Genomic DNA, 14,188 nt, shown 5'->3' on the forward strand with positions numbered 1-14,188 from the left:
CTTATTTCCCCGTAAAGTTCGGCGCGCGCTTCGCCAGGAAGGCGCTGACGCCCTCGCGGTAGTCGTCGCTGCGCCCGGCCAGGCGCTGATAGTCGCGCTCGAGATCGAGCTGGGCGTCCAGAGTGTTGGTTTCTGCAGCGTTGATCGCCTGCTTGATCAGCCCCAGCCCGAAGGTCGGCTGCGACGCAAAATGCAGGGCCATCTGCTGCGCCGTAGCGGAGAGCTGTTCGTCATCCACCACCTGCCAGATCATCCCCCACGCCTGCGCCTGTTCAGCGCTGAGCTTGTCACCGAGCAAAGCCAGCCCCATGGCGCGGGCGCGTCCGGCCACGCGAGGCAGCAGCCAGGTGCCGCCGCAGTCCGGCACCAGACCGAGCTTGCTGAAGGCCATCACAAAGCTGGCGGAGCGCGCCGCAATCACCATGTCGCAGCCGAGCGCCAGCGTGGCGCCCGCGCCCGCCGCTACGCCGTTAACGGCACAGATGACCGGCTTTGGCAGCTTTGCCAGACGGCGCACCAGCGGGTTGTAGAAGGTTTCAACGGACATGCCCAGATCCGGCGCAGGGCCGTTGGGGTCGACGTTGCGGTCGTTCAGGTCCTGACCGGCACAGAAGCCGCGTCCTGCGCCGGTGAGCAGCAGGCAGCGAACGGTGTCGTCGCGCTCGGCCTGTTTCAGGCACTCGGCCAGCTGCTGGTGCATCACGTCGTTAAAGCTGTTCAGACGCTCCGGACGGTTCAGCGTAAGGGTCATCACGCCCTGTTCTACATGACTGAGAATAAATTCCACAATTAGCGTCCTTCAAAGTCGGGAGTGCGTTTTTGTAAGAAGGCGTCGATACCTTCCCGGCGGTCTTCGGTGGCAGAAAGCAGCGTAAACAGCTGGCGCTCCTGGGCCAGACCGGCCTGGAGCGGCACCTCCTGGGACTGGCGCAGCGCCTGTTTGGCCGCCTGCAGCGCCAGTGGCGAGTGGCGCGCCATCAGGGCCGCCTGCTTCAGGGCATACTCCAGCGTCAGCGCCGCCGGGAAAACGTCGCTCACCAGCCCGGCGTTCAGCGCCTGCCCGGCGGTAATGCTCTCGCCGGTCAGTACCATTTTGCAGGCCAGGGATTTCCCGATGCTACGGATAAGACGCTGGGTGCCGCCCGCGCCGGGCATGATGCCGAGCGTGATTTCCGGCAGGCCGAAACGGGCGTTGTCACCGGCAATCACCACGTCGCACAGCAGCGCCAGCTCGCAGCCCGCGCCCAGCGCGAAGCCATTTACGGCGGCGATTAGCGGTTTAGGAAACGCGTTGATCCGCGCCCACAGCTGCGGGCGAATATCGTTCAGAGTGGCAGGCAGGTCTTTCTCCGCCATTTCGTTGAGATCGGCCCCGGCGGCAAAGCAGCGCTCGCTGCCGTCAATCACGCAGACGGCGATGTCGGCATCCACAGCGGCGGCCTCAAGCTGTTCCGCAAGCTGGGTCAACAGCGCGTTGTTGAGGGCGTTGCGCGCCGCCGGACGGTTTAGCGTCAGCTGCAGCACGCGGCCATGACGGGTAACAATCAGCTCGCTCATGCCATCCCCTTCGCGTCGAAGTCGACAATCACATCGGCGGTTAACGGCAGCGACTGGCAGCTCAGCACATACCCGGCGGCCAGCTCGTCCGGCTCCAGGCTGTAGTTGGTTGCCATGTCCACCTTGCCGCGCAGCACTTTGCATTTGCAGGTGGCGCAGACGCCGCCCTTGCAGGCATACGGCAGATCCGCCCCCTGACGCAGGGCGGCATCCAGAATGCTTTCGTCGTCTGCCGTCAGGGTGATTTCACGGTCGCGCCCGTCCTGGCGAACGGTCACTTTCTGGCCTTCTGCCTGCACGTGCGCCGTGCGCTTAACGGTGATTCCGGAGGTGTTAAAGCGCTCAAGGTGAATGGATTTCTCCGGCATCCCCAGCGCCTTCAGCGTGGCTTCCGCGTCATCCATCATTGCAGACGGGCCGCAGATAAACGCCTCGTCATACTGGCGGAAGTTGATCAGGGTTTTCGCCAGCGCCTGCAGCTTTTCCCCGTCGATGCGGCCATAGAGCAAGTCGCTGTCCAGCCGCTCCTGGCTGAAGATGGAGAGCAGCTGCAGCCGCTGCGGGTATTTGTCCTTCAGGTCCGCCAGCGCCTGGCGGAACATCATGCTCTGGCTGCTGCGGTTGCCGTAGATCAGGGTGAAATGGCTGTTGGGTTCGGTCACAAGCGTCGCGGAGATAATCGCCAGCATCGGGGTAATCCCGGAGCCTGCCGCAATCGCCAGGTAGTGGCCTTCGCGTTCGGCCCGGGGCTGGTAGCCAAACTGCCCCTGGGGAACCATCACCTCCAGCGCCATGCCCGCTTTGATCTCATCCCGGGCATAGCGGGAGAAGCGCCCTCCCTCAATCGCTTTGACCGCCACGCTGATTTCGCCCGGGGCGGTACTTCGGCAGATGGAGTAGCAGCGGCGCAGCTCGTCCCCGCCAAGCGTCGTTTTTAACGTCAGGTGCTGGCCGGGACGGAAGCGGTAGGCCTCCTGCAGGGCCTGCGGCACCGCAAAGGTGATGGTCACCGCGTCGCGGGTTTCGGGTTCCACTTTTGCCACTGTTAATGAATGAAACGTTGTCATGGCAGCCTCAAATACATTTGAAATAGTCGAAGGGCTCACGGCAGGAATTGCAGCGGTAGAGGGCTTTGCAGGCCGTCGAGCCAAATTCACTGATAAGCGCGGTGTCGGTGCTGGCGCAGCGCGGGCAGCTCACCTCCACCGGGGCGTGCGCGTGACAGCTATGCCCCACCGGCGGACTGATGCCGTACGCCCGCAGGCGCTCACGCGCGTCGGGGGTCATCCAGTCGGTGGTCCATGCGGGTTCAAGCTGGAGCACAATGTGCACCGGAGTAAAGCCGTGCGCGGTCATCGCCTCGCGGATCGCCCCCAGCAGGTGTTCCGTCGCCGGGCAGCCCGAGTAGGTGGGCGTGAAGCCGATAACCCAGCCTTCACCCTGCGCCTTCACGCTGCGCACCATGCCTAAATCGGTGATGGTTAACACCGGCACTTCCGGATCGGGGATCTGGCTTAACAGCGCCCAGATCTGCGGGATTTGCGCGGGCGCGATGTCGACGAGGCGTTGCATAGCGTTCTCCTTTACCACTGCTGACCGGGATACGCGCGCTGGAGATACTGCATTTCCGCCAGCATCGGGCCCAGATGTTCGGTATGCAGCCCCTGCTTGCCCCCGGTGCGGTACGCCACCTCTGCGGGCACCTGCAGGCAGGCTTCATTCAGACCGGCATACACTTCGCTTTCCCACGGCTGGCGCAGGAGGCGCGGGTCAACCGCCACGCCGGACTCAATCAGCTCAAGCTCGACCTCATCGGCTTCAAACAGCTCGGCCGTAAAACGCCACAGGCTGTCGATGGCCTGCTGCATTTTTTGCGCAGACGTTTCTGTCCCGTCGCCAAGACGCACCAGCCAGCCGCGGCTGAAGCGCAGGTGGTAGCGCGCCTCTTTAATCGCCTTGGCGGCAATGGCGGCAAGCTGGCCGTCGCGGCTTTGGGTCAGGCGTTCGTACAGCGCCACGTTCCAGGCATCCATCAGGTACTGGCGGGCAATGGTGTCGGCGAAGCTGCCGTTCGGCTGCTCCACCAGCAGGACGTTGCGGAACTGGCGCTCGTCGCGGCCAAACGCCAGCGTGTCCTCATCGCCCTGGCCTTCCCGCTCCGCGGCATAGGTCAGGAAATTGCGCGCCTGTCCCAGCAGGTCGAGCCCGATATTGGCGAGCGCGAGGTCGATTTCCAGCTCCGGCGCGTGGCCGCACCAGGCGCCGAGACGCTGAGAAAGCACCAGACCGTTGTCGCCCAGACGCAAGGCATAGGCAGTCACTGAATTCATTCTTTGCCTCACATATGCTCGATGCCGTCAGGGATCGTGTAGAACGTCGGGTGGCGGTAAACCTTGCTTTCCGCCGGGTCGAAGAACTCGCCGCGCTCTTCCGGCTGGGAGGCGACAATCTCGCTCGCCTTCACCACCCAGATAGAACACCCTTCGCTGCGGCGGGTATAGGCATCACGCGCATTTTCCAGCGCCATGCGATCGTCGGCGGCATGCAGACTGCCCACGTGACGGTGGGACAACCCCTGTTTGCTGCGTACGAACACTTCGTACAGCGGCCAGTAGACATTGCTCATGGTTATTTCCTCTTAAGCGGCCTGACGGGCGCGTTGTTTTTCGGCGTGCGCCAGCGCGGCTTCCCGCACCCACGCGCCCTCTTCCCAGGCTTTACGTTTCGCGGCCAGGCGTTCGTGGTTGCAGATGCCGCGCCCGTTAATGACCTCGTCAAACTCCTGCCAGTCGATCTCGCCGAAGCGATAATGACCGCGCTCTTCATCAAAATGCAGGTCGGGATCGGGCACCGTCATGCCCAGCATCTCCACCTGCGGCACCGTGTTGTCGACAAAGCGCTGGCGCAGCTCGTCGTTGCCAAAGCGTTTGATTTTCCAGGCCAGGCTGCGGGCGCTGTTCGGCGAATTGTCGTCGTTCGGCCCGAACATCATCAGCGCCGGCCACCAGAAGCGGTTGATGGCGTCCTGCAGCATCTGGCGCTGAGCCTCGCTGCCCTGCGCCAGCGCCATGCAGGCTTCAAAGCCCTGACGCTGGTGGAAGCTCTCTTCTTTACAGATTTTCACCATCGCGCGGGCATACGGACCGTAGGAGGTCCGGCACAGCGCCACTTGGTTGACGATGGCCGCGCCGTCCACCAGCCAGCCGATCACGCCGATATCGGCCCAGCTCAGGGTCGGATAGTTGAAGATGGAGGAGTATTTCATCTTGCCGTCGAGCATCTTCTGGTAGATATCTTCCCGTGCGCAGCCCAGCGTTTCCGCCGCGCTGTAGAGGTAAAGCCCGTGTCCGGCTTCGTCCTGCACCTTCGCCAGCAGGATCGCCTTGCGGCGCAGCGTCGGGGCGCGGGCGATCCAGTTCCCTTCCGGCAGCATGCCGACAATTTCGGAGTGCGCATGCTGGCCAATCTGGCGGATCAACGTCTTACGGTAGGCGTCAGGCATCCAGTCCTGAGGCTCAATCGCCGTCTCCTGCGCTATGCGCTGCTCAAACCGTTGTTCTTGCGTCACGTCATCACCCTTATGATTCGTTAGTTTGCAAATTAAAGCGTAATGTTGAATCACTTTGTTTTTTAAAAGTTACACAAAGGTTAAATATAACCCCAAGAATTGTTTGCTTGTTTTGTGATGCTGCTCGCAAGGCTTTTGCTGAAAGCCTTGATAAGCGGGCCTTGGTATTCTGTGATTCATCCATCCAGATCACATCGTTAACAATTCATTAAAAACTCGGCTTGATTTTTATGATTCACGATCAAACTATTAATGGGTAAACCACGTAACATTTGGAGATAAGCGATGCAGCAGTTAGCCAGCTTCTTATCCGGTACCTGGCAGTCTGGCCGGGGCCGCGAACGCACTATTCATCACGCCATCAGTGGCGAAGCGCTGTGGAGCGTGACCAGCGAAGGGCTGGACATGGCGGCCGCCCGTCGCTATGCGATTGAGCGCGGCGGCGAAGCGCTTCACGAGATGACCTTTATCGAACGCGCGTCCATGCTGAAGGCGGTGGCAAAGCACCTGCTTAGCGAGAAAGAGACGTTTTATGCCCTGTCCTCCCAGACCGGGGCGACAAAATCAGACAGCTGGGTCGATATCGAAGGCGGGATCGGCACACTCTTCACTTATGCAAGCCTGGGCAGCCGCGAGCTGCCGGATGACACCGTGTGGCCGGAAGACGAGCCGATCCCGCTGTCAAAAGAAGGCGGCTTTGCCGCGCGTCACGTCCTGACCTCCAAATCCGGGGTGGCGGTGCACATCAACGCCTTTAACTTCCCCTGCTGGGGAATGCTGGAAAAACTGGCCCCGACCTGGCTTGCCGGCATGCCCGCCATCATCAAACCCGCCACCGCCACCGCACAGGTGACGCAGGCGATGGTGAAATCCATCGTCGACAGCGGGCTGGTGCCGGACGGCGCTATCAGCCTGATCTGCGGCGGCGCGGGGGATCTGCTCGACCAGCTCGACAGTCAGGACGTGGTGACCTTCACCGGCTCCGCCAGCACCGGGCAAAGCCTTCGCGTGCACCCGAATATTGTGGCGAATGCCATTCCGTTCACGATGGAAGCCGACTCCCTGAACTGCTGCGTGCTGGGGGAAGACGTCACGCCGGAGCAGCCGGAATTTGTCCTGTTCATTCGGGAAGTGGTGCGCGAGATGACCGCCAAAGCCGGGCAGAAATGTACGGCCATTCGCCGCATTATCGTCCCGCAGAGCCAGATTGACGCCGTGAGCCAGGCGCTGGTTGCCCGCCTGGAAAAGGTGGTGGTGGGCGACCCGGCGCAGGAAGGGGTAAAGATGGGCGCGCTGGTCAACGCCGAACAGCGCGCGGACGTGCAGGAGAAAGTGGATCACCTGATCGCCGCAGGCTGCCAGGTCCGCCTGGGCGGCAAAGCGGATTTGCAGGCCACGGGCGCATTCTTCCCGCCGACCCTGCTGTTCTGTCCGCAGCCGGATGAAACCCCTGCCGTCCACGCAACGGAGGCTTTCGGGCCGGTCGCGACCCTGATGCCGTATCGCAACGCACAGCACGCAATGCAGCTTGCCCGCGCGGGCGGCGGCAGCCTGGCAGGCACGCTGGTCACCGCAGACCTGGACATTGCCCGCCAGTTTATTCTCGGCGCGGCGCGCGCCCACGGGCGTATTCAGATCCTCAACGAGGAAGCCTCGAAAGAATCCACCGGCCACGGTTCCCCGCTGCCACAGCTAGTGCACGGCGGTCCCGGACGTGCGGGCGGTGGCGAAGAGCTGGGCGGCCTGCGCGCGGTGAAGCACTACCTGCAGCGCACCGCCATTCAGGGCAGTCCAACCATGCTGGCCGCCATCGGCAAGCAGTGGGTGCGTGGCGCAGCGGTGCAGGAAGATCGCGTGCATCCGTTCCGCAAATACTTTGAGGAGCTGCAGCCGGGCGACAGCCTGCTGACGCCGCGCCGCACCCTGACGGAAGCGGACATCGTGAATTTTGCCTGCCTGAGCGGCGACCACTTTTACGCCCATATGGACAAGATCGGCGCGGCAGAGTCGATCTTTGGCGAGCGCGTGGTGCACGGCTACTTCCTGATTTCCGCCGCGGCAGGGCTGTTCGTTGATGCGGGCGTTGGGCCTGTCATTGCCAACTACGGCATGGAAAACCTGCGCTTTATCGAGCCGGTTAAACCGGGCGATACCATTCAGGTGCGTCTGACCTGCAAGCGTAAAACGCTGAAGAAACAACGCAGTGCCGAGGAAAAACCAACCGGCGTAGTGGAATGGGCGGTTGAGATCTTCAACCAGCACCAGCAGGCCGTGGCGCTCTACTCCATCCTGACGCTGGTGGCGCGCCAGCAGGGGGATTTCTGACACCTTCCCTTCACCGCCTTTCCTGCCGGGTGGCGCGATGCTTACCCGGCCTACGACGACCAGCCGGGGTGTGACATCGCCCCGCTCTTTTTTTAACCTGGCAAGACTGGCAAATAATCTGGCAGATGCAGGCAAACGCTTTTCTCAGGCGCCTGTCAGGATAGGACTGTCACAACACTATAAACACAACAAGATGAGGTCTACGATGGGAAGCAATTCTTCTTTTTCTGCCCGTAGAACGGCGCTGGCTATGGCCGTTGCGCTGTGTTGCGCCTGGCAATCCCCTGTTTTCGCCCACGGCAGCGAGGCGCATATGGTCCCGATGGACAAAACGCTGCAGGACTTTGGCGCCGACGTTCAGTGGGATGATTACGCACAGATGTTTACCATTGCGAAAGACGGCGCCTTTGTGAAGGTCAAACCGGGCGCTAAAACCGCTATCGTCAACGGGAAAACCCTCAAGCTCGAGGTGCCGGTGGTGATGAAAGGCAAGAAAGCCTTTATCTCTGACAGCTTCATCAATGATGTTTTCCAGTCCGGTCTTGACCAGACTTTCCAGGTTGAAAAACGCCCTCACCCGCTGAACGCGCTGACGGCGGACGAAATTAAGCAAGCCGTTGAGATTGTCAAAGCCTCGGCGGATTTTAAACCGAATACCCGCTTTACCCAGATTGCCCTTGCTGAGCCAGAGAAAGCCAAAGTGTGGGACTTTGTGCTTAACGGTACGGCTGTGGATGCCCCGCGTCAGGCAAAGATTGTGATGCTCGATGGCAAGCGCGTTATCGAAAGCGTGGTGGATCTGAAGGATAAAAAAATCCTGCGCTGGGAGCCGGTGAAAGACGCGCACGGCATGGTGCTGCTGGATGATTTCACTGCGGTGCAGCAGATCGTTAACGAGAGCACGGAGTTTGCCGAGGTGCTTAAAAAACACGGCATCACCGACCCGAAAAAAGTGATTACCACGCCGCTGACCGTCGGCTATTTCGACGGTAAAGACGGCCTGAAGCAGGAAGATCGCCTGCTGAAGGTGGTGAGCTATCTCGACGTCGGCGACGGCAACTACTGGGCGCACCCGATTGAGAACCTGGTGGCCGTGGTCGATCTTGAGCAGAAAAAAATCCAGAAGATTGAAGAAGGCGCCGTTGTTCCGGTTCCGATGACGCCGCGCCCCTACGATGGCCGCGACCGTATAGAGACGCCGAAAAAACCGCTCGACATCATTGAGCCGGAAGGCAAGAACTACACCATTACCGGCGATATGGTGCACTGGCAGAACTGGGACTTCCACCTGAGCCTGGACTCCCGCGTCGGCCCGATGATTTCAACCGTCACGTATAACGACAACGGCAAAAAACGCCAGATTATGTATCAGGGGTCGCTCGGCGGCATGATCGTTCCTTACGGCGATCCGGACGTGGGCTGGTACTTCAAGGCCTATCTTGATTCCGGCGACTACGGCATGGGCACCCTGACCTCGCCGCTGGTGCGCGGTAAAGACGTGCCGTCCAACGCGGTGATGCTCAATGAAACCATCCCGGACTATACCGGCGCGCCGATGCAGATCCCGCGCGCGATTGCGATTTTCGAACGCTACGCGGGGCCGGAATATAAGCATCAGGAGATGGGCCAGCCTAACGTCAGCACCGAGCGCCGCGAACTGGTGGTGCGCTGGGTGAGTACCGTGGGCAACTACGATTACATCTTCGACTGGGTGTTTCATGAAAATGGCACCATCGGCATTGATGCCGGCGCGACGGGTATCGAGGCGGTGAAAGGCGTTCAGGCGAAAACCATGCACGACGCCACCGCCAAAGATGACACTAAATACGGTACGCTGATCGACCACAACATCGTGGGCACCACGCACCAGCACATCTACAACTTCCGTCTTGATATGGACGTGGACGGCATCAACAACAAGCTGGTGGCGATGGATCCGGAAGTGAAGCCGAATACCGCCGGGGGCCCGCGCACCAGCACCATGCAGATTAATCAGTACGATATTGATACCGAGCAGCAGGCGGCGCAGAAATTCGACCCGGGCACGATTCGACTGCTGAGCAACACCAGTAAAGAGAACCGCATGGGCAACCCGGTCTCATACCAGATTATCCCTTACGCGGGGGGCACGCACCCGGTGGCGACCGGCGCGAAATTCGCGCCGGACGAGTGGATCTACCATCGCCTGAGCTTTATGGACAAACAGCTGTGGGTGACCCGTTATCATCCGGATGAGCTCTACCCGGAAGGGAAATTCCCGAACCGCTCCATCCACGACACGGGCCTTGGGCAGTACAGCAAGGATAACGAGTCGCTGAACGATCAGGATGACGTGGTCTGGATGACCACCGGCACCACCCACGTGGCGCGCGCGGAGGAGTGGCCGATCATGCCGACGGAATGGGTGCATACCCTGCTTAAACCGTGGAACTTCTTCGACGAGACGCCAACGCTCGGGAAGAAAAAAGACGAAAAATAACCATCCGCCGGGCAATTGCCCGGTTTTTTTTGCCCTGGCGTTTGAGGATCGTCCTGGCTTGCTTATAGTTACTGATATCTCACCTGCATGATTTATCCCCCGGACGGGAAAGGGCTTTATGGAAAAAAGAAAAAAACCGACGCTGGAACGGGCAACCTGGCCAACGCGCCAGGCCATGGTCATGCATGGACTGGCGATGAACCTGCCGTGGCTGGCCTTCGTCAATATCAGCTTCGCGGTGATGATTCTGCTGCGACACGTTCTGCTTAAGGCCAGCGATCCTCTTTATCCCCACTCGCCGCAGCTGACGAGAATCGTCGATGCCTCCATGCTCGGTATTATCATCCTCTCGGCTGCGCTGATCCTTATGGCCTGGCGGCGCATCGCCGGCATCAGCGTGGTGTTGTTTATCTGCAGCGCCATCTGGTCGGTCTCCTGCTTCTGGTTTATCACCCAACTGCTGCTCCCGCACGTCTGGCCGCTGTGCGTTATTCTGTTACTCGCCGGTTTGACGGCGCTCTATTTCTACCCTGAAGGGCTGCTCGCCTTTGTGCTCCCGCTCTGGATCACCCTGCCGATAGCAAGCTGGATACGAAACGATGGTCTCAACCTTCACTTCGTTGTTATCTGGAGCGTCTTTACGCTGATTCTGATCTGCGGGCGTTTTATTCTGTTGAGCTGGTTTGACGAAGCCTGGCGACGTAACCAGCAGAATCAGCTGCTGATTTCGCGGCTGGATGCGCTGGCGCATCAGGACCCGTTAACCAAAACCGCCAATCGACGGAAAATGGAGGTGGTGCTGGAGAACGCGGTTGAGCAGAAGAAGCCCTTCTCGCTGATTATGCTGGATATCGACTACTTCAAGCGCTACAACGACACCTACGGGCACCAGGCGGGTGATGACTGTCTGACGCGCGTGGCGCGCGTGCTTAAGCAGTCGGTGCGCACACCTGAGGATGTGGTGTCACGCTACGGCGGCGAAGAGTTTCTGGTGATTCTGTTTAATTGCCCGGAGAACATCGCTGAAAAGGTCGCCCTGCGTATCCAGGACGGCCTTCGCGCAGAGGCCATACCGCACGGCGCCTCGACGGTCAGCGACCATGTCACCGTGAGCATGGGGATTGCGGGGATGGCGGGGGGACTCGCGGGCACCGAGATTATCGCCCGCGCCGATGCGGCGCTGTATCGGGCGAAAAAGGCCGGGCGGGATCGGTGGTCGCTGTAGATAAAAGCTACGGTTCGAGTCGTTGTAGGCCGGGTAAGGCGTAGCCGCCACCCGGCTTGCTTTTTAATACCGCACGCACACCGACTTGGTTTCACACCAGCCGTCCAGCCAGTCCGGACCGAAGTCACGCCCTGTCCCGGACTGCTTCATCCCGCCGAACGGCAGGTTGGCGTCGATCAGCGTATGGCTGTTCACCCACACGGTGCCCGCCTGCAGCCTGTCGGTGTACTCCAGCGCCTTGCTGATATTCTGCGTCCAGACGCTGGCCGTCAGGCCATATTCGGTGTCATTTGCCAGTTGGAGCGCCTCTTCCCCGTCGGCGACGCGTACCAGGTTGACCACCGGACCGAATACTTCTTCACGGGTGAGCCGCAGCGAGGCATCCGGGTTCACCACCAGCGTCGGCGACACGTAATAGCCTTTGCCCTCCGGACCACGGTTACCGACGATCAGCTCCGCGTTGCGCGACGTCGCCTCATCAAGGAAGGACTGCACCTTGTCGCAGTGCGCACGTGACACCAGTGGGTTGATAAACGCCTCCGGCGACATGCCCGGCCCGACGCTCAGGGATTTCACCGCCTGTTCGAACCCGCCGACCAGCGTGTCAAACAGCGGCGCCTCTATGTAGATACGCGAGCTGGCCGCGCACACCTGCCCCTGGTTCAGGAAGCTGCCGGTCATCAGGCCTTCGATCACCCACGCCGGGTCCGCATCCTTGAGTACAATTGCCGGGTTTTTCCCGCCGAGCTCCAGGGTCACGCCGGTGAGCGTATCCGCCGCCGCGCGGGCAATTTGCTTACCCGTCGCCGTTGAGCCGGTAAAGCTCACCTTCGCGATATGCGGGTGCGAGGTCAGCGCTGCGCCACACACCGCGCCGCTGCCGGTTACTACGTTGAACACCCCGTCCGGGATGCCCGCTTCACTGGCGAGTTCCGCCACGCGCAGCAGGGTCAGCGGCGTGGTTTCCGACGGCTTAATGACGATAGAGCAGCCCGCGGCCAGCGCTGGCATCACTTTCCACATCCCGATCATCAGCGGGAAGTTCCAGGGCACGATCCCGGCCACCACGCCAATCGGCTCTTTACGCGTCCACGCCTGATAGCGTGCCCCCTGCGGTAGCGGGATGGAGAGATCGAGGGTTTTGCCCGCAATTTTGGTGGTCAGCCCGGCGGTATAGCGCATCCAGTTCAGGGTGCAGCCGACTTCAAAGGCACGGGAGATGTTGATGGACTTGCCCTGCTCCAGCGTTTCAAGCTGAGCCAGCTCCTCGCCGTGCTGTTCGACGAGATCGGCGAAATGGAGCAGGATCCGCTCGCGCTCCGCCGGGAGCTTTCCGGCCCAGGTACGGGCCACAAAGGCGCGCCAGCCGGACATGACGGCACGATCAACGTCGTCGACGCTGGCATCGGCAGTTGAGGCAATCACCTCGCCCGTGGCCGGGTTGTAGACATTAAGCCGCTTTTCACTGTCCGACGCGGCCTGACGCCCTTCAATCCACAGGCCATGCTGTCGGTCTAAAAATTGTTGCACGGCAGGCTGAATAGCCACCAGTGATTCAGACATAGGATACTCCTTCGTTATTCTTCGCAGGGTGTTCATCCAGTCTAAGAGGGGTTTTACATTCTCGCTTTTGTCTCTGTGACATTCGCTTTGCCACCTGTGACAGGCGCCGCAAATCGCGATAATTGCCGCTTATATCGCTGTTACCGGTGAGTGTTCTTTCCTATAGTCAGCCTCATAGCTCTGACAAAATGCAACACAAATGCAACAATGCGAAAACGTTGACGGTGCAGTGAGAGAAACGATGGCGTGTGCAAGCGAGCAGGAACAGTATCAGCAGTGGCTGGCGCAAATTAACCAGGTTTGCGGGCGTTTTAACGCGCAGCCCACCGGGGGCAGATTCTACGGCGAGCTGGAGACCAGCTATGCGCGCAGCCTGAAGCTCAGCACCGTCACCGCCGGTGGTGTCAACCTGTTCCGCTCCCGTGAGGAGATCAAACAGAGTAACGATGCCTGGTTCTATACCGTGTTTCAGCTCGAAGGCAGCGCGGAGATTGAGCAGGATGACCGTCGCGCGGTACTCAGAACCGGGGATATCACGCTGATTGACGCCTCACGCCCCTGCTCGATCAACTGGCAGGAAAAATCCCGCCAGATTTCGCTCCTGGTTCCCCGTCAGATTATTGAGCAGCAGTGCCGTTTTCAGGAGATAAGCTGCGCCACCGCCCTTTCCCGCACGCTGCCCACGGTGCAGCTAAGCCATCGCCTGTTGATGGAGAGCATGAGCAATGCCAGCCTGAGTGACCGGGAGAGTGAAGCGGCGCTCGAAGCGATGATTTGCCTGCTGCGCCCCGCTTTCCAGCAGCGCGAAATCATTCAGCCTCGTAAGGAACGCCAGTTCCAGCATGTGGTGGCGCTGATTGACGACCACATTCAGTCTGAATCGCTGCGCCCGGAATGGATTGCCGCCGAAAGCGGTATGTCCGTGCGCAGCCTTTACCGTATGTTTGCCGAGAAGGGGCTGGTGGTTGCGCAGTACATTAAAAACCGCCGCCTGGATCGCTGCGCGGAGGTGCTGCGCGCAGCCGGTGATGACGAAAAGCTGGCGGGCATTGGCTACAGCTGGGGGTTCACCGACCATAGCCATTTTTCAACGGCGTTTAAGCAGCGCTTTGGCGTTTCGCCGGGTGAATACCGCAGGCGCTACCGCTAGCTATTTTTTCAGCCATTTTCCGTTAATGCCCTTCACATACTCGCCCGGCTGGGCGCGGGCAACCAGTTTTTGCCCTGCCATTTTGGCCACTTCATCGACCGGCAAATTATTGCTGTCAGCCAGCTTCTGGTAGCTTTCCGTGCGCGCCGCGTTGATGCGATTGACCAGCGCCAGCGTTTCGGCATCCTGTTGAATCGGGGCCAGATAACCGCTGAGGGTTTCCCCCACGCGCCCCTGGGCCCGGGCATCGTTGAGGGTGAGCGTAGCCGCCTGTACGTTCATCCCCAGCGCCAGCAAAATCAGAGCTACTCGTTTCATGGC

13 protein-coding genes are annotated in these 14,188 nt (G+C 60.4%); 4 read left to right on the plus strand and 9 right to left on the minus strand.

Going from position 1 to position 14,188, the window contains the following annotated elements:
• Position 1: 1 nt before the first annotated feature.
• From paaG to paaA, 7 genes are read right to left on the minus strand one after another with little or no spacing between them, the layout of a single operon-like run.
• Positions 2-790 carry a 2-(1,2-epoxy-1,2-dihydrophenyl)acetyl-CoA isomerase PaaG gene (gene paaG / locus B498_RS06000; RefSeq protein ID WP_032623001.1) on the minus strand — a complete coding sequence of 263 codons (789 nt, stop codon included), beginning with the start codon at positions 788-790 and terminating at the stop codon, positions 2-4.
• On the minus strand, positions 790-1,557 hold the full coding sequence (gene paaF / locus B498_RS05995; protein WP_008502376.1) for a 2,3-dehydroadipyl-CoA hydratase PaaF: 768 nt from the start codon (positions 1,555-1,557) through the stop codon (positions 790-792). The genes paaG and paaF overlap by 1 nt, the downstream gene beginning before the upstream one ends.
• Entirely contained in the window at positions 1,554-2,624 is a 1,071-nt protein-coding gene (paaE, locus tag B498_RS05990) for a 1,2-phenylacetyl-CoA epoxidase subunit PaaE (RefSeq protein ID WP_008502377.1), read from the minus strand. The genes paaF and paaE overlap by 4 nt, the downstream gene beginning before the upstream one ends.
• 7 nt (positions 2,625-2,631) lie before the next feature.
• Positions 2,632-3,129: a 1,2-phenylacetyl-CoA epoxidase subunit PaaD gene (paaD, locus tag B498_RS05985; protein ID WP_008502378.1), complete on the minus strand. Its 498-nt coding sequence runs from the start codon at positions 3,127-3,129 to the stop codon at positions 2,632-2,634.
• An 11-nt stretch (positions 3,130-3,140) separates the two neighbouring features.
• Positions 3,141-3,887 carry a 1,2-phenylacetyl-CoA epoxidase subunit PaaC gene (gene paaC, locus B498_RS05980; RefSeq protein WP_008502379.1) on the minus strand — a complete coding sequence of 249 codons (747 nt, stop codon included), beginning with the start codon at positions 3,885-3,887 and terminating at the stop codon, positions 3,141-3,143.
• 8 nt (positions 3,888-3,895) lie between these two features.
• Positions 3,896-4,183 (minus strand): 1,2-phenylacetyl-CoA epoxidase subunit PaaB, encoded by a 288-nt coding sequence (gene paaB / locus B498_RS05975; protein ID WP_008502380.1) that lies wholly within the window; start codon positions 4,181-4,183, stop codon positions 3,896-3,898.
• A 12-nt stretch (positions 4,184-4,195) separates the two neighbouring features.
• Positions 4,196-5,125 (minus strand): 1,2-phenylacetyl-CoA epoxidase subunit PaaA, encoded by a 930-nt coding sequence (gene paaA / locus B498_RS05970; RefSeq protein ID WP_008502381.1) that lies wholly within the window; start codon positions 5,123-5,125, stop codon positions 4,196-4,198.
• Positions 5,126-5,410: 285 nt separating this feature from the next.
• Here paaA and paaZ point away from each other — a divergent pair, with 285 nt between their 5' ends.
• From paaZ to B498_RS05955, 3 genes are all read left to right on the plus strand, one after another.
• The gene (paaZ, locus tag B498_RS05965) at positions 5,411-7,450 is read left to right on the plus strand and encodes a phenylacetic acid degradation bifunctional protein PaaZ (protein WP_008502382.1); all 2,040 of its coding nucleotides are present in this window, start codon (positions 5,411-5,413) and stop codon (positions 7,448-7,450) included.
• Positions 7,451-7,655: 205 nt separating this feature from the next.
• Entirely contained in the window at positions 7,656-9,929 is a 2,274-nt protein-coding gene (tynA, locus tag B498_RS05960) for a primary-amine oxidase (protein WP_008502383.1), read from the plus strand.
• 118 nt (positions 9,930-10,047) lie between these two features.
• A complete protein-coding gene (locus B498_RS05955; RefSeq protein ID WP_008502384.1) occupies positions 10,048-11,154 on the plus strand; it encodes a GGDEF domain-containing protein in 1,107 nt (368 codons plus the stop codon).
• 63 nt (positions 11,155-11,217) lie between these two features.
• Here the strand turns inward: B498_RS05955 and B498_RS05950 are convergent, their stop codons facing one another.
• Positions 11,218-12,717, minus strand: coding sequence for an aldehyde dehydrogenase family protein (locus B498_RS05950; protein WP_008502385.1), 1,500 nt, complete (start codon positions 12,715-12,717; stop codon positions 11,218-11,220).
• Positions 12,718-12,958: 241 nt separating this feature from the next.
• Between B498_RS05950 and feaR the strand changes: the two genes are divergently transcribed.
• Entirely contained in the window at positions 12,959-13,867 is a 909-nt protein-coding gene (feaR, locus tag B498_RS05945; protein ID WP_008502386.1) for a transcriptional regulator FeaR, read from the plus strand.
• On the opposite strand, the gene B498_RS05940 is transcribed toward feaR, so the two are convergent.
• Positions 13,868-14,185, minus strand: coding sequence for a YdbL family protein (locus B498_RS05940; protein WP_008502387.1), 318 nt, complete (start codon positions 14,183-14,185; stop codon positions 13,868-13,870).
• Positions 14,186-14,188 lie beyond the last annotated feature (3 nt).

This window comes from Enterobacter sp. SST3, assembly GCF_000286655.1.
Classification (GTDB): domain Bacteria; phylum Pseudomonadota; class Gammaproteobacteria; order Enterobacterales; family Enterobacteriaceae; genus Enterobacter; species Enterobacter roggenkampii.

Coding starts and splice junctions, on each gene's coding strand:
- paaF (WP_008502376.1), bottom strand. CDS start 1,557: ATGAGCGAGCTGATTGTTACCCGTCATGGCCGCGTGCTGCAGCTGACG.
- paaE (WP_008502377.1), bottom strand. CDS start 2,624: ATGACAACGTTTCATTCATTAACAGTGGCAAAAGTGGAACCCGAAACC.
- paaD (WP_008502378.1), bottom strand. CDS start 3,129: ATGCAACGCCTCGTCGACATCGCGCCCGCGCAAATCCCGCAGATCTGG.
- paaC (WP_008502379.1), bottom strand. CDS start 3,887: ATGAATTCAGTGACTGCCTATGCCTTGCGTCTGGGCGACAACGGTCTG.
- paaB (WP_008502380.1), bottom strand. CDS start 4,183: ATGAGCAATGTCTACTGGCCGCTGTACGAAGTGTTCGTACGCAGCAAA.
- paaZ (WP_008502382.1), top strand. CDS start 5,411: ATGCAGCAGTTAGCCAGCTTCTTATCCGGTACCTGGCAGTCTGGCCGG.
- tynA (WP_008502383.1), top strand. CDS start 7,656: ATGGGAAGCAATTCTTCTTTTTCTGCCCGTAGAACGGCGCTGGCTATG.
- B498_RS05955 (WP_008502384.1), top strand. CDS start 10,048: ATGGAAAAAAGAAAAAAACCGACGCTGGAACGGGCAACCTGGCCAACG.
- B498_RS05950 (WP_008502385.1), bottom strand. CDS start 12,717: ATGTCTGAATCACTGGTGGCTATTCAGCCTGCCGTGCAACAATTTTTA.
- feaR (WP_008502386.1), top strand. CDS start 12,959: ATGGCGTGTGCAAGCGAGCAGGAACAGTATCAGCAGTGGCTGGCGCAA.
- B498_RS05940 (WP_008502387.1), bottom strand. CDS start 14,185: ATGAAACGAGTAGCTCTGATTTTGCTGGCGCTGGGGATGAACGTACAG.